At 65.9% G+C, this 21,084-nt stretch carries 17 protein-coding genes and 1 pseudogene; 11 read left to right on the forward strand and 7 right to left on the reverse strand.

Annotation, left to right across the window (positions count from 1 at the left end; translation table 11 throughout):
* Window positions 1–14 precede the first annotated feature (14 nt).
* Together DAT37_RS00155 and DAT37_RS00160 are read left to right on the forward strand one after the other, a co-directional pair.
* Window positions 15–503: a DUF1269 domain-containing protein gene (locus tag DAT37_RS00155; protein ID WP_109522602.1), complete on the forward strand. Its 489-nt coding sequence runs from the start codon at window positions 15–17 to the stop codon at window positions 501–503.
* 409 nt (window positions 504–912) lie between these two features.
* Window positions 913–2,514, forward strand: a complete 1,602-nt coding sequence (locus DAT37_RS00160) for an MFS transporter (protein WP_109522603.1) — start codon at window positions 913–915, stop codon at window positions 2,512–2,514.
* 477 nt (window positions 2,515–2,991) lie between these two features.
* Here DAT37_RS00160 and DAT37_RS00165 read toward each other — a convergent pair whose 3' ends face one another.
* Both DAT37_RS00165 and DAT37_RS00170 read right to left on the reverse strand, forming a co-directional pair.
* Complete coding sequence (locus DAT37_RS00165; RefSeq protein WP_269814726.1) at window positions 2,992–3,984, reverse strand: IS3 family transposase; 993 nt, start codon at window positions 3,982–3,984, stop codon at window positions 2,992–2,994.
* A gap of 17 nt (window positions 3,985–4,001) precedes the next feature.
* Window positions 4,002–4,319 (reverse strand): helix-turn-helix domain-containing protein, encoded by a 318-nt coding sequence (locus DAT37_RS00170; RefSeq protein WP_109522604.1) that lies wholly within the window; start codon window positions 4,317–4,319, stop codon window positions 4,002–4,004.
* Between the two features lie 224 nt (window positions 4,320–4,543).
* Here DAT37_RS00170 and DAT37_RS00175 point away from each other — a divergent pair, with 224 nt between their 5' ends.
* Window positions 4,544–5,872, forward strand: a complete 1,329-nt coding sequence (locus DAT37_RS00175) for an MFS transporter (RefSeq protein ID WP_157978218.1) — start codon at window positions 4,544–4,546, stop codon at window positions 5,870–5,872.
* 984 nt (window positions 5,873–6,856) lie between these two features.
* The gene (locus DAT37_RS00190) at window positions 6,857–7,354 is read left to right on the forward strand and encodes a DUF3558 family protein (protein ID WP_157978219.1); all 498 of its coding nucleotides are present in this window, start codon (window positions 6,857–6,859) and stop codon (window positions 7,352–7,354) included.
* A gap of 483 nt (window positions 7,355–7,837) precedes the next feature.
* Here DAT37_RS00190 and DAT37_RS00200 read toward each other — a convergent pair whose 3' ends face one another.
* Window positions 7,838–9,880: a hypothetical protein gene (locus DAT37_RS00200; protein WP_109522609.1), complete on the reverse strand. Its 2,043-nt coding sequence runs from the start codon at window positions 9,878–9,880 to the stop codon at window positions 7,838–7,840.
* Window positions 9,881–10,475: 595 nt separating this feature from the next.
* On the opposite strand from DAT37_RS00200, the gene DAT37_RS00205 reads away from it, so the two are divergent.
* The 6 genes from DAT37_RS00205 (at window position 10,476) to DAT37_RS00230 (ending at window position 16,281) form a co-directional block, all read left to right on the forward strand.
* Window positions 10,476–10,739 carry a hypothetical protein gene (locus DAT37_RS00205; RefSeq protein ID WP_109522610.1) on the forward strand — a complete coding sequence of 88 codons (264 nt, stop codon included), beginning with the start codon at window positions 10,476–10,478 and terminating at the stop codon, window positions 10,737–10,739.
* An 841-nt stretch (window positions 10,740–11,580) separates the two neighbouring features.
* On the forward strand, window positions 11,581–12,078 hold the full coding sequence (locus DAT37_RS00210) for a hypothetical protein (RefSeq protein WP_157978220.1): 498 nt from the start codon (window positions 11,581–11,583) through the stop codon (window positions 12,076–12,078).
* Between the two features lie 28 nt (window positions 12,079–12,106).
* On the forward strand, window positions 12,107–12,592 hold the full coding sequence (locus DAT37_RS00215) for a hypothetical protein (protein ID WP_109522612.1): 486 nt from the start codon (window positions 12,107–12,109) through the stop codon (window positions 12,590–12,592).
* 652 nt (window positions 12,593–13,244) lie between these two features.
* Entirely contained in the window at window positions 13,245–14,441 is a 1,197-nt protein-coding gene (locus DAT37_RS00220) for a hypothetical protein (protein ID WP_157978221.1), read from the forward strand.
* A gap of 344 nt (window positions 14,442–14,785) precedes the next feature.
* The gene (locus DAT37_RS00225) at window positions 14,786–15,649 is read left to right on the forward strand and encodes an alpha/beta fold hydrolase (RefSeq protein ID WP_109522614.1); all 864 of its coding nucleotides are present in this window, start codon (window positions 14,786–14,788) and stop codon (window positions 15,647–15,649) included.
* A 164-nt stretch (window positions 15,650–15,813) separates the two neighbouring features.
* A complete protein-coding gene (locus DAT37_RS00230; protein WP_109522615.1) occupies window positions 15,814–16,281 on the forward strand; it encodes a hypothetical protein in 468 nt (155 codons plus the stop codon).
* Between the two features lie 219 nt (window positions 16,282–16,500).
* Here DAT37_RS00230 and DAT37_RS00235 read toward each other — a convergent pair.
* From DAT37_RS00235 to DAT37_RS00250, 4 genes and pseudogenes are all read right to left on the reverse strand, one after another.
* Window positions 16,501–16,667: pseudogene (locus DAT37_RS00235) on the reverse strand (arginine deiminase family protein); the annotation flags it as partial.
* Window positions 16,668–16,804: 137 nt separating this feature from the next.
* The gene (locus DAT37_RS00240; RefSeq protein WP_109522616.1) at window positions 16,805–17,521 is read right to left on the reverse strand and encodes an alpha/beta fold hydrolase; all 717 of its coding nucleotides are present in this window, start codon (window positions 17,519–17,521) and stop codon (window positions 16,805–16,807) included.
* 134 nt (window positions 17,522–17,655) lie between these two features.
* Window positions 17,656–18,477, reverse strand: a complete 822-nt coding sequence (locus DAT37_RS00245) for an alpha/beta fold hydrolase (RefSeq protein ID WP_109522617.1) — start codon at window positions 18,475–18,477, stop codon at window positions 17,656–17,658.
* A 228-nt stretch (window positions 18,478–18,705) separates the two neighbouring features.
* Window positions 18,706–20,559 (reverse strand): GAF domain-containing sensor histidine kinase, encoded by a 1,854-nt coding sequence (locus tag DAT37_RS00250; RefSeq protein ID WP_232839403.1) that lies wholly within the window; start codon window positions 20,557–20,559, stop codon window positions 18,706–18,708.
* 144 nt (window positions 20,560–20,703) lie between these two features.
* On the opposite strand from DAT37_RS00250, the gene DAT37_RS00255 reads away from it, so the two are divergent.
* The gene (locus DAT37_RS00255) at window positions 20,704–21,084 is read left to right on the forward strand and encodes a response regulator transcription factor (protein WP_232839404.1); all 381 of its coding nucleotides are present in this window, start codon (window positions 20,704–20,706) and stop codon (window positions 21,082–21,084) included.

Here is a 21,084-nt window from a genome sequence, read left to right on the forward strand (position 1 = left end):
GAAGGAGACCGCCAGTGGCCGCGACATTGACCGTGTGGAAGTTCTCTCACGCGAACGGAGCCGATGCTGCCGTGGACACTTTGGAGGATCTGCAACGGCGCGAACTGATCACCGTCCAGGACGGCGCGGTCGTCAGCTGGCCGCAGGGCGCGACGAAACCCAAGACCCGCCAGCTACGCAGCATCACGGGCATGGGCGCGCTCGGTGGCGCGTTCTGGGGACTACTGTTCGGGATACTGTTCTTCGTCCCACTGATCGGAGCCGCGATCGGCGCGGGCGTGGGCGCGCTGTCGGGATCGCTGGCCGATGTCGGTATCGACGACCGTTTCATCGAAGAGGTACGCGACAAACTCACCCCGAACACCTCGGCGCTGTTCGTGCTGACCTCCGACGCCACATTGGACCGGATCCACGACGCGTTCCACGGGCAATCCGCCGAACTGGTCACGACCAACCTGTCCCACGAGCAGGAAGCCGTACTTCGCGACGTGTTCGCCGACTGACTGTGAGACAGTCGCGCCCGGCACCGGCTGTGCAGACGTGCGCCCGTGCCACGCAGCGTGGATTCGGCTGCGGGGTGAGCGCGATCATCCGTCGTGGTTGCGTGCCGTTCGGAGTCGGGTGGCCCGCAAGAGCCGTTACCTGTACAGCAACCCATCCCGCGCGGACAGTCCTACCGTCGCGATGGCCGAGTTCGGAATCCAAGCCCGAGATAGGTCATCGCATCGCGGTCGCCCGCGTCATCACCTCGGCGCGGGCGGTCTTGTCAGCGCCGAAACAAGCCCGCCGCAACAGTTGACGGCCGGATACCGGCGTAGAGGTCTCGAGTGGCTTACTCTCTGGCCACAGCAGTGGGATCGACCCCGGACGGGTTGCCGCCGGTTCACGACGAGCGAGGGTGGTGGGACTGCCATGGTCGACGATGCTGTGCCCGAGGGCGCCGATCAATGGTCGGGTAAGCAGCGACTGCTGGCGGTCCTGCTGGCGATGGCGATGTTCGTCCTGGTCGTCGACACTTCGTTGATGAACGTGTCGATCTCGGCGGTGGTGGGCGACCTCGACACCACCGTCAGCGGTGTGCAGTCCGCGATCGCGCTCGAGGCGTTGGTGTCAGCGGCCTTCATCCTGATCGGCAGCAAAGTCGGAGACCTGATCGGCCGCAAACGCGCCTACGTGCTGGGCCTGCTCGGCTACGCGACCGGCGCGGCAGCGATGACGTTCGCGCAGAATCTGACAGCGGTGATCGTGCTGTGGGCGGTGATCGGCGGCATCGGCGCGTCCCTGCTGTTGCCCGCCATGCAGTCCCTGGTGCACGGCAACTTCCGAGGTGCCGCGCAGCAGAAGGTGTACGCGCTCGTCGGCGCGGCGGCCGCGATCGCCGCCGCCGTGGGGCCGCTGCTCGGCGGTTTCGTCACGACCTATCTGTCGTGGCGCGTCGGGTTCGCGCTCGAGGTGGTGATCATCGCGGTCGTTTTGTCCGGCATCGGGCTTGTCCGCGACGTGCCGTACACGGGGGCGAGAGGAGTGGATGCGGGCGGTGCCGTGCTGTCGGTCGTGGGCATGGGTGGCATCGTGCTGGGAATCCTGGTGTGGCAGGAGGGGGGCGAGGCCGTCGCGGCCTTCCTGGTGGTCGGTGCGGCGGCGTTGATCGGGCTCGCGTACTGGCTGATCCGCCGCAAACGTCGCGGCGAACCCGCACTGATAGACCCGGACCTGTTCCGGTCCAAGGTATTCCGGCTCGGGGTCACAGGCCAGATGCTCCAGCAGATCGCCTTGGGTGGCACGATGATCGTGCTGCCGATCTACCTGCAAATGGTGCTCGAGTACAACGCGATGCAGGCGGGACTGTCCCTGGCTCCGCTGTCGCTGAGCATGTTCGCCGTCGCGGTGCTCGCGGGGAAGAAGGCAGGCTCCCGACGTCCGGCCACGATCATCCGGTGGGGGTTCGTCCTGATCACCCTCGGTATCGCGGTACTCGTCCCGCTGGTGCCCCGCGCGGAGTTCGGTTGGGCACTGCTGGCGCCGCTCGTCGTCGCCGGCGCGGGCTTGGGTCTGCTCGTCTCGCAACTGAACGACTACACGCTCGCGCCGATCTCGGAGGAACGGGTCAGCGAAGCGGCGGGCACCAACTCCGCCGCCGGGTCGTTCGGGCTCTCGTTCGGTCTGGCGTTCGCCGGCGCTGTCATGCTGGCCACGCTGTCGTTTGCGTTCACCACGTCAGCGCGGTCGAGCGATGTTCTCCCACCTGCCGAGCAGGAACACGTCGCACAGGTTCTCGAAGACGACGCGCAGGTCATGAGCAACACCGAACTCGAGGCGCTGCTCGCCGGTCAGCCCCCCGTGATCAGTGAGGAGATCGTCCGGATCAACACCGACGCACGACCGCCGGCACTCCAGGCGGCGCTGCTCGTGCCGATCCTGGCCGGACTGCTCGGACTGCTCACCTCGTTCCGGATGATTCGCCGACCCGATGCGCCACCCGCGACACCCGACGTCACACCCGGGTTGCTGTGACATCCCCGACATTCCGACGCCGACCCAACATGACGGATCACCCCCGGATGCTTCACCCGCTCAGGCGCTCGGCGCGCACCTCGCGAAACAGGCGTGTCCGCTTCGTGTCGGCGGCGGATGAAATCCGCTGCCCGGAGCCGGGCCAACTCAGCGGTTGGATGCCCAGCAGAAATGACCCGACCTGTGGCCACGGACGCTGGTGGGGCATCCCGCGGGCACCAGACTCAGACCGACGCCGTCCTCGACGAGCGAGGCTTGCCCTGCTGGTGACAGTGCTGGGGACACGCGAAACGAGCGCGTGTGATCTTCACTGCTGAAGCATCGCGTTAGATTGGGCTCGTCATGGCGAAGCATCCAGCATCGGCTTGGCCGTGACCGGCACAGGAACCCGCCCCGGTACACCCCGCCAGCCGGTGGTGTATCGGCCTCCGATGACGACCCACGCACCGCATCTTGCTCGAGATCGAGAACACTCGACTACGGCACGTGTTGGACGGCCTCGACCACGACGAGGTCTACGCCACCATGGTCACTCGACCCCGGCGGCGCAGCATCACCGCCTACGAAACCGGCGACACGATCACCGGCGACAACCCTGAATACGATGAGGATCAACGGATCAGCGGCACCGAGGTGGACCTCGGCCGGACGGTTCCAGGCGATGGCCTCGTGCGGGCGGACGGTGTTGTACTCGATCCGGTAGACGTCGTTGATCTGTTCGAGGAACAGGCGCTCGTATTTCAACGATCCGAACCCACGTTCGCGTGAACCGTTCTGTCCCGGGCTGCGCACCCGGGTCCGGACGTGCCGCAGCTCAGGGTGAGCGGTGATGAATGCTTCGAACCGGAACGACCGGAACGGGCCACCGTTGTCGGTCACGACCGTGACTGCCGGCAGAACTCGGCCGTCCGGATCGCGGTTGCAGGCCTGGATCAGCGGCCAGCCGAACATGCGCTCGTAGTCGGCCAGCGCGAGCTCGATCGCGGCGATCGCGTCGTGCTGGTTCGCCCTCGGCGAGACATGAAAGGGGTGCTCGTATTTCGACCAATAGTCACGGCATCCAGCGATCCGCCACGTCCCACCCGATATAGTCTCGAACTCGCTGAAATCCAACTGCCACACCTGATTCGGGCCCGTCGGCTCGACAGCGAAGGCAGCCTTACGGTGCTGGGCGAGTTGGCGGCGCTCGCGCTGATAGGCCGCCGACAGCAGCAGTCCTTCATCGCGCAGTAGCCGCAACACACTCGCCTGCGACACCCGGTATCCCTCGTGACGACACATCGCCCAGACCTTGCGGTGTCCCCACGCCGGATGTCGGAGGGCATGCCGACGCGCAGCCTCGCGCACATTCTGCCGAGCCGGCCGCGGCCACGTCCCCCTGACCGGTGCACCGGCACGGGCCCGCGCCTGCCGACGCCGCCAGGTCCGCTCGGGCACACCGATCACCTGGCAAAACCTCGTGGTCGGCATGCCCGCCTCGACGCGGATCACCTCGAGGTCCTCGAAGGGCCCAACCGGCCCTGCGCGGACTTCTTCCACACCCGCGCTTGCAATGTCGCTTCACCCAATGCCTGGGTCAGATCCGCGATCTCGGCCTCGAGTTGCCCCTCCCGCGTCGAGGGCCCGGACTTCCCCGACGCCAGGCCTGCCCGGCCTGCCTCGAGGAACTGCCGTTTCCAGTTCCCGACCGACTGCTCGGACACCCTCGCCCGCCGCGCGGCCTCCGCGACAGTCACATCACCGGCCAAGACCGACAACACGATCCCGACTTTCTCCTCAGCCGGCACCACCGGCGGTCTCGCCATGAACGATCAGACTCCTCTTCACAGGTCACACCCGCAAGAAACGAGTGCTGCCACAAAGTCTGACGCGCGACACGGCCCCGAATTGTGCGGTTGAGCAGGTTGGGTCGGTGCAGGGCTCGATCGGAGCGGCAGCCTCAGGCGACGGTGTCGGGTGGGCCGAGCGGGGCGGTGGCGTGGGCGAGGATCGCACCCGATCCGGGAATCGGTCGGGGTGCCCCGGCGCATTGAGCACGCTGTTCGGTGGAACTGCTCACGTCGGGCCCGCGTCAAACCGTGCATGGACAACAATGTGTGCCGCAGTGTCATCCAACGTTGGCGTCCGAAGTGCAACGGAGTCACCAGATATGATCGAGTCGACAATTTGGATGGTTTCCCTGGCCAAGGGGATTTCCACACTCGGTAACGTTGCGTTCTCCACCGGTCTGCTGTGGGTGTTCGTGCACGAATACGATGACGTGCGTACCGCCGGTTTCATGTTGGCCGTTGCTGGTGTCGTTGCGATAGTGCTTGCCCCGGGTGTCGGGGCGCTGCTCGATCGAAGACGCGGGATGTTGCTGACACTGGGCGCCGACTACGGGGCGGCCGCGGTTCTTCTGGCGGTAATCCTGTCAGGGCTGGCACATTCGCAGGCCGGCATGTGGATCGCGGTGCTGGCCACGTCGATAGGTGGAACCGCCTACGGCCCCGGACTGCAGATGCTGGTGAGCCGAACAGTGCCGAACGAACAGCGTCGGCAGGTCAATGCCAGGATGCATTCTGCCGTCCGCATCGGGCTGATCCTCGGGCCGATGGCAGGCGGTGGCGTCGTCGCGATATCGGGTCAGGTCGGACTGCTGGTCTTCGACGCGGCAACCTTCTTGCTATCAGGCATCATCATCACTGTCATCTACTACACACCGAGTGTTCGGGTACACGTGCACGCAGACAGGGGCGGGCAGGGTTTCTCGTTCAAGGACTCGCTTCAGTTCATGTTCGAGAACAGGATCGTGCGATGGGTACTGCTGGTCGGTGCCGCAGTCAATATGCTGACCTCGGCCTTCGCGATTCTGCTGCCCGTCCTGGCAGAGCGGATATCGCAGTCCGGGATAGCCTACGGAATCCTCTACTCGGTATACCAGTGCGGCATGCTGTTGGTGGCGATCGTGCTCAGCAGCGAGCGGACCACCAAATTCGCGGCAGGCGAGGACTCGAAGGTGGTCGCCGGTTCTCTCGCCCTGTTCGCGGCAGGATTCCTCGGCGCGGTCGCGGTTCAGTCGATCTGGCTGCTGGGGGTATCGATATTCCTCATCGGAGCAGGACTGAGTGCTACCTCGCTGTTCGCCGACACCAGGCTCATGACGAGCGTCCCGATCGACATGCAGGGCCGAGTCTTCTCGGTGTCGGGATCGATACTGGCCAGTCTCCGTCCGGCCGGCAATGCCTTCGGCGGCCTGCTCGTCGGAGTGTCGACGCTGTTGGTGGGCGTGATCGCCACGGTCGCCGCCGCTTCGTGCGCCGTGGCCATAGCGGTAAGGAAACCGCTGGACACTACACCGCAGGGGGCCGACCGATGAGTTCGAAAGTCACCGGGTCCAGCCCTTCCCAGCCAACTGATGTTCGCAGGAAGACACCGACCGTTCGAACGTGCATCGAGTCCGGCCGATTGTCAGCGGATACTTCGGCGACCACTCCTTCTGCGGATTCGCGTCGGATATAGGCTGCGAGAACAGGATCAGGTGGGGTGGGTATGCGGACGACTGTTCTGAGCGGTGCCATCGGTGTGGTTTCGAGCAGGGTGCGGGAAGGCGGTGTACCGCACGTCAACCCGATCCGGGCGAACCGAAGTGTGAACCCATGTCCCAGTCCTGGACGGCAGGATCCGATACGCCGTGAAAAGCTCGGATCGCCCTACTGGGTGGCCGCCACCTGCGGTTTGGCTATTGCCTGCGTCATCGAACTATCCATCGTCGCGTTCATCCTGAGATTACGAGACCCGAACCACCTCCATATGCCCGTCGTTGTCTTCATGGTGCCAACCGGACTCGGGCTGGTCACCGGGGTGGCGTTACGAAGTTCGTCCGCGACAGCGTTGCGAGGAGGTGGACGGGGCGTACTGACTGCCACGGCGATGATCGCGACTACCGGCTTGCTGATCGGGCTCCTGTACCGCGGAGGGTGGATCTGATGGCCGGTACCGGCCGCCGTATACAGCCGCACTCGATCTCGATCGACCGCACGACATTCGACACCGCCACTGTTGTACTGTTCGTCAACATCGTTCCTGTGCTGGTGATCCCATATCTGTGGATCCTGTACACGGTTGGTATACCCCTGCACGCCTTCGTCGGACTGATACTCCTGTTACGGCCCGGAGCGAGCGGACTCGCAGGACTCGGTGTCCTCATCGGACTCCTCACCGCGACAACGACCGTCGGAGTCAGCGTCTTGATCTTCAACACGGGGAACCTCCGATGACGCATCGAAACAGATGCGTAGATCGCGCCGACCTTCCCGGGCTGCCCAGAAGCCGTGCCATCGGCATCACGATCGTGAGTACTGTGACGCTGCTGGCTGGGTGCGGCTCGGGCAGTGATCATGGCGACCCGATCTCGGTTCGTGTCGGCGCAGCTGCCATCCCTGTGCATTGGGACCCATGTACCGAGATCGTGGACGATATTCCCACGCAATTGGGGTTCGATCCCGCGACACGTGAACGTGTCGACTACAACTTCGACGCCGAAAAGAAAACCGGATGCCGCTTCGATCGGACTACCGACAGCAACCTGAGCCCGGGCCAACTCGGGTGGTTCACGATCTTGGCCATCAACACCACGTTCGAACAGTGGAACCAGCTGCACCCGAAGGCGACGCGAGTACTGATCGACAGTCGCGAGGCGATACTAATCCCCGAGGGAGACAATACCTGCACGATTGCCATGCCGGGACCCGATGGTTCGGTCAGCGTACGACTGGCCGCCGCCGTCCGCGCACCGGACTGGAGGCCCTGCGATCAGATCGACCACGCCGCGAAAGTGGTCGCAGCAACCCTGCCGTAGTCGGGTGCCTCGGTGAGCGGAGCGGCCGCCTCGCCGATGAGCGTGGTCGATATCTTGCTGACGTGGTTCCGAGCGCACAGGAAGCCCTCGCCCGCGAGGAGTTTCCTGAGCAGGGTCTTGGTTTGAAGGTGAGCTGAGGTGTGCCCGCGGCGCATCGGGTGAGTTCGAGGATGTGGACGATGCTGGCGCGCTTGGACTTTGCGTACGCGGCCATCCTGCGGTAGCTCTTCTCGCTCATCCGGTCGTCAAGCGTGCCGATGACGCCAGCGTGCCGCGATCGCGCTGACGGTGACGACGCGAGCTGTGGCCGAGCGCCGCACCGTGGGCCCGATCTGGGCGTCGAAGGCGCGTTGGTGCCCACGGTCATCTCATGGCCGGACATCTGGCCACCGGTGCCACCTACGGCACGAAGACCATCGTCGCGCTGGTTGGCGATCCGAGCCGCATACGCCCTGTAGGCGTGCGGTGCATGCCAGGAGCGGGTCAGCGGTGTTTTCCGCGTTTGGCGCGTGAGCTGGAGTTCCGTTTCAGGGCGGTCGGGCTGGCGCGCTCGGGGTTGCGCTCGGTGATATGGGCTTCGGTCACGGCGAGTAGTTCCTCGAGGCCGGTGTCGTCGGGGTGGCCGGAGTCCCGTAGCGCGGCCACGATGTCGCGGGCCTGTGCGGTGGGCAGGTCGGCGAGCGTGCCGGTGACGGCTTCGGGGCCGGCGGCTTCCATGAGGTGGATGAACTGTTCGGCCATCGCGCGCAGTCCTTCCTCGGCGTCGAGTTCGTCGGGGGTGATCTCGTTGTCGGCGATCAGTAATTGCACGACGGTAGGGCCGAGGTGAGGGTCCGCGCGTAACCCGTGCAGGAACGCGGATCGGTCGGGCATGGTTTGGGCGAGCACGTCGAGCATCGCGGCCGCTCGGGTGCGGAACGGACAGTCGCGTATACCGTCGAGCAACAGTGGCAGTCCGTGCTCGGGGCCGCCGTGGGCGGCCAGCCAGCCGGTGATTTCCGCGTGGGTGGTCTCCTCGCTGTAGTACTCGGCGACCATCCCGAGCAGTTGGGCGGGTTCGGTGTCGAACAGTTCACCGACCAGCGGCGCGGATCGGCCTTCGCGGAGCAGCCTGGCACGTACCGCCTGGGTTGCCAGGGGTGTCAGCGCGATCAACTCGACCTCGCCCGCGACGGTGTCGAGCGCGGCGCGCAACCGTTCCCTGGCATCCGGTGGCAACGACATCGGGTCGTCGATATCGAGGTCGGAGCGATACATCGGATCAGGGTGGCCGACCGTCAGCTCGACAGCGCCGAGTTCGGCCAGCTCGTCGAACAGACGCCGTGTGTTCGAGCTGACGCCTTCACGCCATCGTGTCGCGGTTGCGGGGTCGAGATCGTCCAGGTAGTACGTCGCGGCGCAGGCCGACCACACGCTCTCGGTCAGACGTATGACCGGTATCGGCACGGGCAGCCCGTAGACGGTGTTCAGTACGTCGGGTAGCACATCACCGAGGACGCTGTCGAGCATCCGGGTGTGTTCGGCCACCCACGGGGTCGAACGCGACGGGAGGCCGAGTTCGGGTTGCGCGTCGAACGCCGCGGTCCACAACGCCGAGCCGTAGCGTAGCAATGGCGAGGCCTTCGCTACGCGCACCAACCTGTTCTTCACCACCCGCACCAGCCGGATCTTCTTGGCCAGCTCGACGAGGCGAGCGAGGCCGGGCAGTTCGGCGCTGCTCTTGGTGCGAAACACCCGATCACCGATCTTCGGGTCGATCGTGTCCCCGGTATCGAGCAGCGTCACCAGTTCGCGGGCGTCGGCGAGCCTCAGGTTGCCCGTCGTTGTCAACACCCGACCGTCGCCGACCCAGCTGATCAGTGCCCGCAACCGGGTGACGATCGGGGTCTGTTCCGCGACCGCGTCGAGTTCGGGCCGGGCCGGAAGCGAGACCGGCAGTTGGGCTACGGCTCGCACGACCCTGCCGCCACCCTGGCGTTCATGCCTGGCGATGATCTGTGCGAGTATCTCGTCGTCGTGGTCGATCCGGCCCGCGTCGACGTCGTCGAAGAATCCGCTCATGGCGGAGCTGTCGGTGGGATCGACGCCGTGTCCTATCGCGGTCATCACCCAGAACTTGGCCACACCGAAGTTGCTCTGGTCCGCCATTGCGGCGGCGAACGCGGGGACGGACCGTGTGATGGCCGCGTCGAGGTCACCCTGTGGATCGCCGGTGGGATCGAGCAGCGCGGTCAGGTCGAGGTACTCGATGAGATGGCGAAGGGAGTCCGGCAGTCCGGCCGCGGCGCGAGCGTCGGTCGACAGCGTCCTCGGCGCGAAGGACAGCAGGAATTCCTCCGCCAGCGCGGCGGTCCAGTAGCCGAGCCGTCCGTCGATACTTTCGTGCCGGAAATCCAACGCGGCGGCAAGCGCGAAAGGATCGACGGGAGTCCGCCGTTCGGCGGCCCAGCGGACGCATCGCCGAATCAGCAGATCTTTCGCCGTTTCGTAGGTCTCGATTTCGTCGGGCTCGAAGTAGGTGCGCATCGGTGCTACATCGTCGCGCTCATCCGGCAATCCGACAAGTCGCGGCGCCGAAGTGCACTTCTCCGCCTTCGAACAGGCGCAATAGGATCTGCCGCGCACCTGCCTGTTCCGGGCGCGATGGCAGTCGTGGCTTGCCCGACGGCCTTGGCGAAGGCATCGTCGACCAACTTGTGTGCGTCCGGACAGGCGGAGACACCGTCCGCCGAGACCGTGGCGGCTTCGCCGACACGTTCGATTCCGAACTCCATCGGCGTAGGAAACTGTCTGCAACGCTGTTCGGTTCGGCGGTTCCGATATTTTCGTGGTTCGCCCTCTGCCTGGCCACCGTCGGGTTGTCGAGTATCCACTCGGCACTGCGCAGCGACCGAATGGATAGCATCGAGCGTGCGCGTATGCCTCCAGACGAGTCATAGAGGCCGCACAGCGGGATTCGGTTCCATATGGGGAGGGATTGTCGGCGACCTACCGATCTCGATGGACGAAATCGTGGGTGTGCCTGTGAGATCGTCGAGTTCTCGCGCAGGTCGTAGCGCCTCGAGCAAGCGGCATGCGGGGTAGGGAACGCGCTCGGCGTTACTTGGAGCGGAGGAATGCGTTGAACGGCGAGGTTTCATGGTTGGTGGTCGAGCGGGTCGATGTTGTCCCGAGCCGCGCGGATTGGATGTTCGTCACTGGTGCGCTGACCGGCGAGCCGATCAGCGTTGGGGACGAGGTAACTATCCGCGACAGTGACCAGGTGACGGTCGCCACCGTCGAATCCGTTGAACTGCACAGTCGGCCAGGCAAGACGACGATCGTGTTGGGTGCCGATCTGCGTTCCGTCGTCACCGCCGGAACCGTTGTCCAACGGCGGGAATGACGTGCCGACGCTGAAGTAGCTCATCGCGGACAGGACACCATCCGAACTCGTGTTCCCCCACCGACGGCGAGCCGATCGGGCTGCGCGATATCCGATGCGGCTGATGGAACCGAGGGAGCGACCCCACGGATCACCGCCGAGCTACGCGAACGCTGTAAGTCGGTCAGCGTCAAGACCGTCGCGGCGATCAGGGCCGAGATCGGGCGCGATCCCCGTGGCTGGGCCGGGGCGATGTCGCCGGTTAGCCATCGCCGAGGCCGGACACGACGACCGCGTCGGGGAGACGGTTGCAGCGTTGCTGGGTCTGGCGGATCCCGGCAGCTTTCGTAGGCGTCGTCGTGGCTGATGGCCATGACGGTCCGCTGGGTGCCGGTGGTGGTGTCGATCCACGAGTAGGCGTAGCGGATCGGATAGACGCGATTGCCCTCGGATCCGCGGTCTGCTCGGGGGAGCGCAACCGAAACAGGCTCGTGTGGGCTGGTTGAGCGCGGCGCTGACGGTTGCGTAGGAATTGCGAGGTCGCGGGACGGCGGCTGATGGGCACGATTTCCGAGATGGTCTTTCGTCACGGTGTTCCGATCTGGGACAAGGGTGTCCCTGGGTGAAGCTGGGCGTGGAATTCCAGGACGTCACCGTGGAACCAGCTGAGTCGTCATGGTCTGCGGTTGGCAGGAGGGTCCGGCTCAGGTCCGGGATGGGGTGATCCCCGCGCGGCCGGTCGACACCTTGCGTGTGAGTGCTGTTGCATTGCAAAAGGATTCGTGGCTGGTTTCGGTGTGCGGGGTTCTATCCTGGTGGGGCGGGAGGGAGGCGGGTCAGGGGTATGCGCAGCAGGGGATGGATGATCGCAGCGCTGGCCGCCGCGATGGCGTTGGCGCCGGGCGGGTGGGCCGCGGCGGAGCCGGAGCCGGGAATCGTGCGGTCGGGCAACCTGGTCTGGGTGTCGGTCGACTATCTGCGGGCGCATCCGGACGCACTACCCGGTGTCGAATTGCGCGACGATACACCCTATTTCGAGGCAGCCAGCGTGGGACGATGCGACCGTCAGACGTGCATCAAACTCGAAGGAGACGGGGTGTTCGTGGATCGGTTCTCGACGACGTATTACAGCAGCGGGAGCGAAGGGCCCAAGCATGCGCATTTCTTGTGGACTTTGGCTGGTTCGGGAACGCCCAGGTCGATGTATCACTACGACGTAGCACCGAGTGTTGCGGATACGGGCAAACCGGGAGTTTATTGCGATACCCAGGGACTGACGGGCGCATTCGCCGCTGGCTTGACTGCGTGCGCGGAATGGATCCCCTGCAGCGGGGTGCCCTGCGCGGACATCAAACGCTGAGAAGACCGAGCACAAGGGAGGCGCGGGCGTGGACGACAGCTATGTGCCGGTCAGCGACACCGACACCGACGGGACCTTGCGCTGGCAGATCTGGGCGAGCGACGGGCCCACCGGCATCGGCAACCAGATCGCCGGAGCCGAAACACTGATGACGCGGGTCCGCATCACCGGCCCGGGAGTAGAGGACACGTGGGGGTTCGGCGGCCCGAAACTGTATCCGGGCGAGCGGATCCATTACGCGCACAGTCGCTGCGACGGACTACCGGAATTTGTGCTGGCCCAATTCGATCCCACCCTTGAGGCACTGCACATTCAGACAACCCGGCGCCTCGTGGACATTCCCACCACGGAACTGCCGGTCGCTTTCGGGTTGAAATTCTTCACGATGCCGCTGCGGCTCGATGAAGAACTGCTGTCGGTGACCGACGATCACGGCCGGGATCGGGTGCCGGGGACGACCTGGCCGGTCCTGCCTCCGCGGGCCGGGATCGGTTTCGAGCACCTTCCGGACTGAGCGTGCGCGCGGCGCGCTGTACGGCATCCCGTCCCGTGTAGCGCCGGTGCATGACTGCACGTGTATGTGTCGGTGGAGACGTCTTCATCGATCAGCTCATGCACTGAGTCCTCATCGACGATTCCGTACTCTGCGGCCTCGACTTCACGGGTAACGCGGACAGCGGTCTCGAGTGGGTATTTTGCCAGCGTTGATCGGATGAGGCGAATGCCGCGCTCATTCGCTGGGGTCATCTCGATCTGACCCCACAACGACCTATTGATGACGTCGTGTGAGTTGTACGGATAGGCGTGGATGACATCGGCTTCGCATACGGTGAGCCGATCGTGCCGTTGCCAGGCCAGGGCTGTGCTGGAAAACGGCCAGGGGCCGCCTGCGGCGGCCGCGTTGGCCACGCATGGAGTCCGGATAAACGCCTCCGCGGGGCCCGCTCATGGCCCGGGGTCTGTTCCCCGCGAACCGGTTCACCTGGACTGGTCCTGTGCGTCGAGGTCTTCGGGTGGGCTGGCCCAGCGGGAGCTGCCGAAATCGGTGGTTGGGTCACCAGCGATGGGTGACGAACTGAAGACGGCTCAGATCGAACTGGTAATCTCTGATGTGGCGGCGCGATCGACATCCGCCTTGTCGCGACGCGATACGGTATCGGGGAATCATGGGTACTTCACCGGAAGACATCGGTCGACCGCGCCCAGGGCCGCAGAACCACCGACGAGACGAACTCACCCTCGCGGATAGAATCGCTCTCTACGCACAGGCGGTTGCCGCCGAACTGTTGGATGCTACTGCGGAACGGAACGTGTCGGCGGTCGCGCTCTATGAGCAAATCATCAATCTCGATGAGCCGCTCGGCGCCCCCGATTCTCCTCCGGGAGAGATGGATCCTTCCGCCAGGCTGTCGCTGTGTCTACGGTTGTGTTCGTGGGTGCTCGGTACCAGCTATCTCGCAGTCTGGAGACCTCGGTACACGGCCTCGAACCCGATGTACGCCGAGCTGGTCACTGCCAGTGTGGCGAACCCTCACCTCGACCCCGTCTCTCTGGAGGTGGCAGTCTCACTGGTTGAGCGGGAACAGGCTCATAGCGTTGCACAGTTCGGGCAGATCGACCCACGCACCCTCGCCGCACAGCGCGATACCGCGTGGGTTTACACGGCCGCCGGCCGTGTCGAGGATGGGCTCGCGCTGGCTCGTGCTGTCGCAGCCGATGCCGCGCAGCGTTCGGCACCCAACAGCCTGGATGTGTTGCGCAGCAATGTATGTCTGGCGGTATGCCTGTCGGAGGCGGGGGACCATGACACGGCCACTGGAATCTTGGAGCAGGTGCTTGCCGAACTACGGTCGCACGAATCCGCGCCGCTGGACACCATGCTCACTCGCATCGCGTTGGGACTCGCCCATCTCGCTGCCGGTCGTCGCGGCGCCGCCGTCACTGCGACCTATGGGCCGGTGGCGGCCGAGTTGCACCGTTTGTTCCGGCGAACGCCGGCACCAGAAGGAGCGCAGGAACTCAACATACCGGCCGCGTGCCTGTGTAGGTATATCGAGCACCAGGTCAAGGCGATCAGCGGCCCCTCGCGCAGACCACTGAACGAGAAGGAGCCAGGCGACGACCCCGAGGACCTCGAACGGGAAATCGCAATGCTCACTGCCGAATACGGTTCGGATCCATTCGAAATCCAAGTCCGCGAGACCCTCGCCAGCTGCTATGAGGACATGGGCCGCCCCGCGGAGGCCGCCGCGATGTACGCGGCGGCAGCGACTCACAGTGCTGCGGCTTATGGTCTCGCTGACGACCTGACCCTCACCCTGTGGACGAAGCAGATCCTGGCGAGATGGCGTGCCGAAACCTGATTGCAGCGACCAATCAGAACAACCTCCGTCAGGCTACTCGAGACCTCGAGCAGTGAGCTTCCCCCGCTTTCACGGATGTCACTGATCCGTGCAGCAGTCCCCTGCTCAGCGGTTCGGATCTGGCTCGTTGTGGTCGAGCTCCCTCCGCACCGCTTCGACGTCCGGATCGCGAACGCGCCCACCCGGCCCGGAGTGTCCGGGTCGGTCGACGAACGCGTTCCTGCCACGGAGTCGGATATAGGAACCATGAAAGCCGTCGGAGAGCAATCGAATTCGTCTGCCCCGATGAGTTCTGGGTGAAGCTGTCGTCGTTATCTGTGGGGCGGACAGACAGGAGTTCGGGCATGAGCAGACGGTTTCGATCCGGCACGGCCTCGGTACAGGCGAACGGTGTCGCTCTCGGCATCGAGAGCTTCGGCCGCGAGGACGATCCGCTGGTCCTGCTGGTCGGCGACCCGACGATGCTGTCCTGGCCCGACGCACTGTGTGAGCGACTCGTGTCGGGCGGGCGGCGCGTGGTCCGCTACGACCTGCGTGACTGCGGTGCGTCGACGTCCCTCGACCCGGAGAATCCGGAGTACGACCTGCGCGATCTCGTCGCCGACGCGGTCGCGCTGGTCGAAGCACTCGGTGCCGGGACCGCCCATCTCGGTGGCGTCGGCGTCGGCGGGATGGTCGCCCAGGTCGCCGCGCTCGACCATCCGAACGTGATTCGCGCACTGACCTTGGTCGGTACCCGGCCGGTCGCGCCGGGGCCGGTCGACGAGGATCTGCCCGACCACGACCCCGCGATCATGGCCGCGTTGTTCTCGCGCCCGATGCCGGACTGGGCCGACCGGGCTGCTGTCGCGGCGTTCGCCGCCGAGGGAGCCGAGCCGATGGGCGACGATCCGGAGCAGAGCCGGGCGACGGCAGCGCGGATCTGGGACCGGACGGCAACGACCGATCCCGCTGTGCACGAGGCGAACCAGCTCGGGATGGTGTTGTCGCGGATCGACTGCACACCGCGATGGCGCGAACGGCTCGGTGAGCTCGACGTGCCCACACTCGTGGTGCACGGTAGCGCCGACCCGTTCTTCCCGGTCGGCAACGGCGAAGTCCTCGCTGCCGAGATCCCCGCGGCGCGACTGCTCGTACTCGACGAGATGGGCGCAGCCCTGCGGCACACCGTGGCCGACCGGGTCGCCGCCGCCATGCTCGCCCTCTGACCGCTCGACGGGACACGCCCCGCGCAGAAATCCCCAGCGTCGGAAAACTCACCACCCCCTACGCCGACCGACTGGCCGACGCGGTCCAATAGCCACACACGAAAACTGGACTCGCCGCACCGTTCGCGACGCGCGGGGAGTCCGAGAGCTCCGAGGGTGTCGGCATGCGCGGTAATGGAATTCGAGCCGGTCAGGTCGAACTCATCGGCCCCGTCGCCGGAGTGTTCTCGTACACGATCGCGGTCGGTCTCGTGATCGTGGGGCCGGTCTTCGCGGTGACGGGTGATTCGTTGTGGAGTGGGCTGTGCCCGGCACTGGTCACCTTTCCGATCGGGCTCGCCCTCACGGTGCAGACCTACCGGTGGCGGCGCAGCGCGCGACGGTTCCGGACCGCCGCTGTCCCTGCGACTGCGCAGATCATCGCGGTGCGGATCCGTGAAGGTGGTGAGAATCCGGACATAGCCGAGCTGACGGTTCGCATCAGCGGGCCCGGTCTGGACACATTCGAGGCCGACTGCGAGGTGCCCACCGGTGTGCCGTATCCACGGATCGGTGACCGACGCCGAGTGATGGTCGATCCTGCCGACAGCAGCTTCGCGATCGGCTACGACCACCTGTTCGAGCAGCGGTGACCCCCTCGGCGCACCCGACGAGGGAATCTCGGTCCGCCTGCTCGACGCAGGTCACGGCGGCGGATCGCTCCTCGCCGGTCATCGACCTATCGCCGCCGGTGTCGCGTCCCTCGCGCAGATAGATCGCGACATCACATCGACAGTTCACCTTCGCCGCGCCGGGCGGCGGAGGTGCCGATTGGATCCGCGAACGCTGGTACTCGACGGCCGGGGAGATTTTCAGTCGAGGGGGTCGCGTGCAAGCGGGCAGGTCATGCAGTAGCCGCCGCCGCGTCCCCGGCCGAGTTCGGTGTCGGCGATGGTGATGACTTCGACCCCGGCGCGGCGCAGAGCGGCGTTGGTCGCGTGTTGCGGTCGTAGGTGAACACGACGCCGGGTTCGAGAGCCGCAGGCCGGTGATCATGGATCGGCCGAAACGTTCGCGGTCGACACCCGACTCGTCGGCCGGTCGTCGCCATCGCAGGAGTGCGCCGATGATCGCCAGGAAGGTGACCGCGCCGATCGGGTTGTGGCGGTGGGAATATCAGCTCACGGCCGACAGAGCTTCTTCGATGAGGGCGACGACCTCCGACGGCGCGGCGATCATCACCAGGTGTGGTGCGTCGATCTCGACGACCTTTCGAAGTCCTGCCCGCTGGTAGCCGAAGCGTTCGACGTCGGGGTTGATGGTGTGGTCATTGCGGCTCACGATTCCCCAGCCGGGTTTCGTCTTCCATGCCGCCGCCGAGGCGGCCTCGCCGAAAGCCGCCGCGGCCAGCGGTCGTTGGGAGACGGCGAGTACCTCGGCGTCTTCCCGGGGGATGCCGCCCGCGAAGATTTCGTGGAAGGTCTTGATGTCGACCGAGACATCGGTGCCCGGCTCCGCACCCTCGATCGGGAACGGCGAGTACACGAGGTTGGCGGCGAGGTCGGAATCAGGGAACCTGCCCTGCAACTCACCGAGGCTCTCGCCCACCTCCAACGCGTATCCGGAGACGTAGACCAGGCCGACGACATTCTCGGCGACACCGGCGACGGTCATCACCGCGCCGCCGTAGGAATGGCCGACGAGAAGTACCGGGCCCTGGATCTGTTCGACGAACGACCGGATGTAGGCGGAATCGCCGATCAGGCTGCGGTTGGGTACCGGCGGGACGCGCACGGTGTGACCGTTGTCGAGCAGGCGCCGGGTCACCGGAGCCCAGCTGGCGCCGTCGGCGAACGCTCCGTGGAGGAGAACGATTGTGGGTTCGACAGTCATGACGAGCTCCTGTGGTTCGGGTGGAGGAGAGGTGCTATCGATTGCGCACCCGGCCTCGCCAAGGCTCGGAGGAGCGTGCGAGACCGGGGGAGCGGGAACGACGTGGCCGGTAGGTGGGGAAACGAGTGCGGCTGTTACTCCGCGATGAATTTCAGGATGTCGGTGTCCAAGGCCTTCTGATAAGCGCCGTAGATTCCGTGCGGTGCGCCGGGGTAGACCTCGAGGCGGCCGTTCTGGACGAGCTCGATGGATTTCTTCGCCGCGGCCGCGATGGGAACGATCTGGTCGTCGTCACCCTGTGCGATGAGGATCGGGACGTCGAGCGCCTCGAGATCCTCGGTGAAGTCGGTTTCGGAGAACGCCTTCACGCAGTCGTAGGCGGCGGCCAGGTTGACCAGCATTCCCTGGCGCCAGAAATCGTCCTTCGCACCCTGCGAGACATTCGACCCCTCGCGGTTCGCGCCGAAGAAGGTTTCGGCCAGGTCCCGGTAGAACTGCGAACGATCCTCGAGGACGCCGCTCCGGATGCCGCCGAACACCTCGATGGGCGTGCCCTCGGGATTGGTGTCGGATTTCACCATGATCGGCGGCACCGCGCCCGCCGTGATCACCTTGACGACCCGGCCGCTGCCGTGGCGCGCGGCGTAGCGAACCACTTCGCCGCCACCGGTGGAGTGTCCGATGAGCACCAGATCTCTCAGGTCCAGTGCCTCGACGAGTTCGGCGAGGTCCCTGGCGTAGGTGTCCATGTCGTTGCCCCGGTAGGTCTTCGAGGAGCGGCCGTGGCCGCGGCGGTCGTGGGCGATCGCGCGGTAGCCCGCGTCGGCCAGTAGTTTCAGCTCGACCTGCCAGGCATCCGAGGACAGCGGCCAGCCGTGGCTCAACAGCACGGGCTGCCCGCTTCCCTGCTCGGTGTAGTAGATCTGGGTGCCGTCGGTGGTGGTGATGTAAGGCATGGTGTCCTCCCGCGATTGACGCTCAACTCGTGAGAACAACACTCGTCCGGCCGGGGCGCGAGGTCGTCGCTGCTGGCGGCCAATCCGGGGGAGGGGTTTCGGCGGGTGGATATACCGGCTAGCCGGGTAGACCGGTGCCGAACAGTGCGTCGCGCGCGGTTTCGCGGGTGCCCGTGTCGTAGACGGAGGTAACGCCGAGACGGGGCGAGCGCGGTGTTGGTCCGTGTGTCAGATCTCGGCCGCGACGGGTATCCGCGCGGCCAGCGTCGTCCCGATGCCGGGCGGACTCGAGATCGTCAAAGTCCCACCGACAGTATCGATTCGGTCGTGCAACCCGATGAGGCCGGACCCGCGGGCGGGGTCGGCGCCACCGACACCGTCGTCGATGACGGTCAGCTCGAGCACACCGCTGTCGGCCACCGCCGAAACCGCGACAGCGGTGGCGCCCGCGTATTTCGCGGTGTTGGTCAGCGCCTCGGCGACGACGTAGTAGGCGGCGACCTCCGCGGTGTCGGGTAGGCGTGCGGAGATCGCGATCGTCAGTGCGACCGGCACCGGTGACCGGCGGACCAGCGTCTTGAGCGCGGGACCGAGTCCACCGCGCGACAGGATCGCGGGGTGGATTCCCCGGGACAACTCCTGTAGGTCCGTGTGCACCTGCGACAAGGTTTCCACGCTGCGATCCAGCCGATTGCGCAGATCCTCCGACTCCGCCGCGACGGCGCTTCGAGCGGCGCGCAACTCGATGCCCAGCGAGACGATGCGCTGCTGAGCGCCGTCGTGCAGATCCCGTTCGATCATTCGGCGGGCCTGGTCGGCCGCCGCGACGACACGTGCCCGTGAACGCGTCAGTTGAGTCCTGGTCTCGCTGTTGTACACGGCGGTGGCCACGAGGTCGGCGAAGTCGGTCACTCGGGCCTCCAGGTCGGAAGGGGGAACAGCGTCGGCGATGCCGATGACGATCGCACCCCAAGTTCGGCCGTCGATGTCGATCGGCACGCCGAGCCCGGAACGGAAATCCCGCTGATCCAGGCGCTCGGCGATGGGGCCACTCGCGTCGGCGTAATCGATGGACACCGGCTTGCCCGTGGCTCGGACGATGGTGCTCGCGTTGTGGCCGCCCAGTTCGAGTCGCTCCCCCACCGTCAGACGGTGGTCGTCGGGACTGCCGTTCCATGCGGCGAGCACCACGCACGACTCGCCGTCGTAGCGCACCAGCGACACGTGTTCGACCCCGAGCCCCTCGGCGAGTTCGGTCGCCACGGCCGGGAACACGTCATCGGGCTCGCCGCGCCGCGCCACCAGTGTGGCGATCCGGCGCAGAGCAGCCTGCTGACGTGCCAGGGTCTCGGAGTGTTCGTTGAGTTCGTGGCGGTCGTTGGCCGCGGCGAGCAACGCTTCGAGGGCGGGCACGATACGCCGGACCCGGCGCGCGTCGGACGCCGTGAGGTCGGTGGGCACCAGCAAGGTTCCCGCCGGGGTTTCTCCGTCGTGCAGCATGATGCGCTGCTGCCCTGGCGCCACCGGCAGGTCGGCGGGTCCCAGCACGGCGTATGGCGGCGGTAGATCGAGAACCTCGGTCAGCCGGGCGCCCGCGGCCTCGAACATCCTCGATGAGATCGGCTCACGCAGCATGGTCCGCGCGAAGGCCGCCAACATGTCCGCTTCTCGGCGCCGCTGGTCGGATTCGGTGGCGCGAAGTCGCGATTGGCCGACGAGGACATTGGTCAACAACGCGAGCGTGGTGAACACGAGGAGCGCCGGAACCAGGCTCTCGCTGTTCTCCGACACATGGACGTAGGCGTAGGCGGCGGCACTGGCGAGCGAGGTGGCGATCGCGATCCCGAAACCCCACCCCGCCGACACCACCAGCACACCGAAGAGAAAGACCGCGCCGAACGCGCTGTCGGGAGCGAGGCGCTCGAGCAGATGCACGACCAGCACCTCGATCGCGATCACGCCGACCGCTGTGGCGATACCCCAGGCCCGCGGTGGCGTCCTCGGACGCAGCACCGTGGCGAGGAGACGATCGCGCCGAGTCCCGGCGTCGTGATCACCACCGCCCTCGCCGGTGGTGGTCACCGCGGTGGCCGATGGTGACGCAGCCCGATCATTGGTCCTCGCACATGGCGATGGTAGGTCGTCGCGCCGCGCGCCGCCCACGCGACGGAATCTTCCGGCTAGCGGTAATGCCTCGTGGGGGTGTTGTCTGACACCCTCGAAAGGGTGAACCCTGCTGCCCATCGCTGTCTCATAGTCGACGACAGCACCGCCTTCTGCCTCGCGGCACGCGAGATGCTGGAGTCCGCGGGGATGACGGTGGTGGGCACGGCATCGACCCTCGCGACGGCGGTGGAGTCGGCGCGGGCGACGCGCCCCGATCTGATCCTCGCGGATATCGACCTGGGCGGTGAGAGCGGATTCGACGTGGTCGAGGCCCTGCATGCCACTGATCCGCTCGCGATGGTCATCCTGGTCTCGACGCACGACGAAGAGGATTTCGCCGAGATGGTCGAGTCCAGTTCGGCGATCGGCTTTCTTCCGAAGTTCGAGCTGTCCGCCGAGTTGATCGTGAACATGGCCTCGCGAAGCAGTTCGCGCGGTTGA

Origin of the sequence: Nocardia aurea, from assembly GCF_003123685.1 — a bacterium.
In the GTDB taxonomy this organism is placed as follows: Bacteria; Actinomycetota; Actinomycetes; order Mycobacteriales; family Mycobacteriaceae; genus Nocardia; species Nocardia aurea.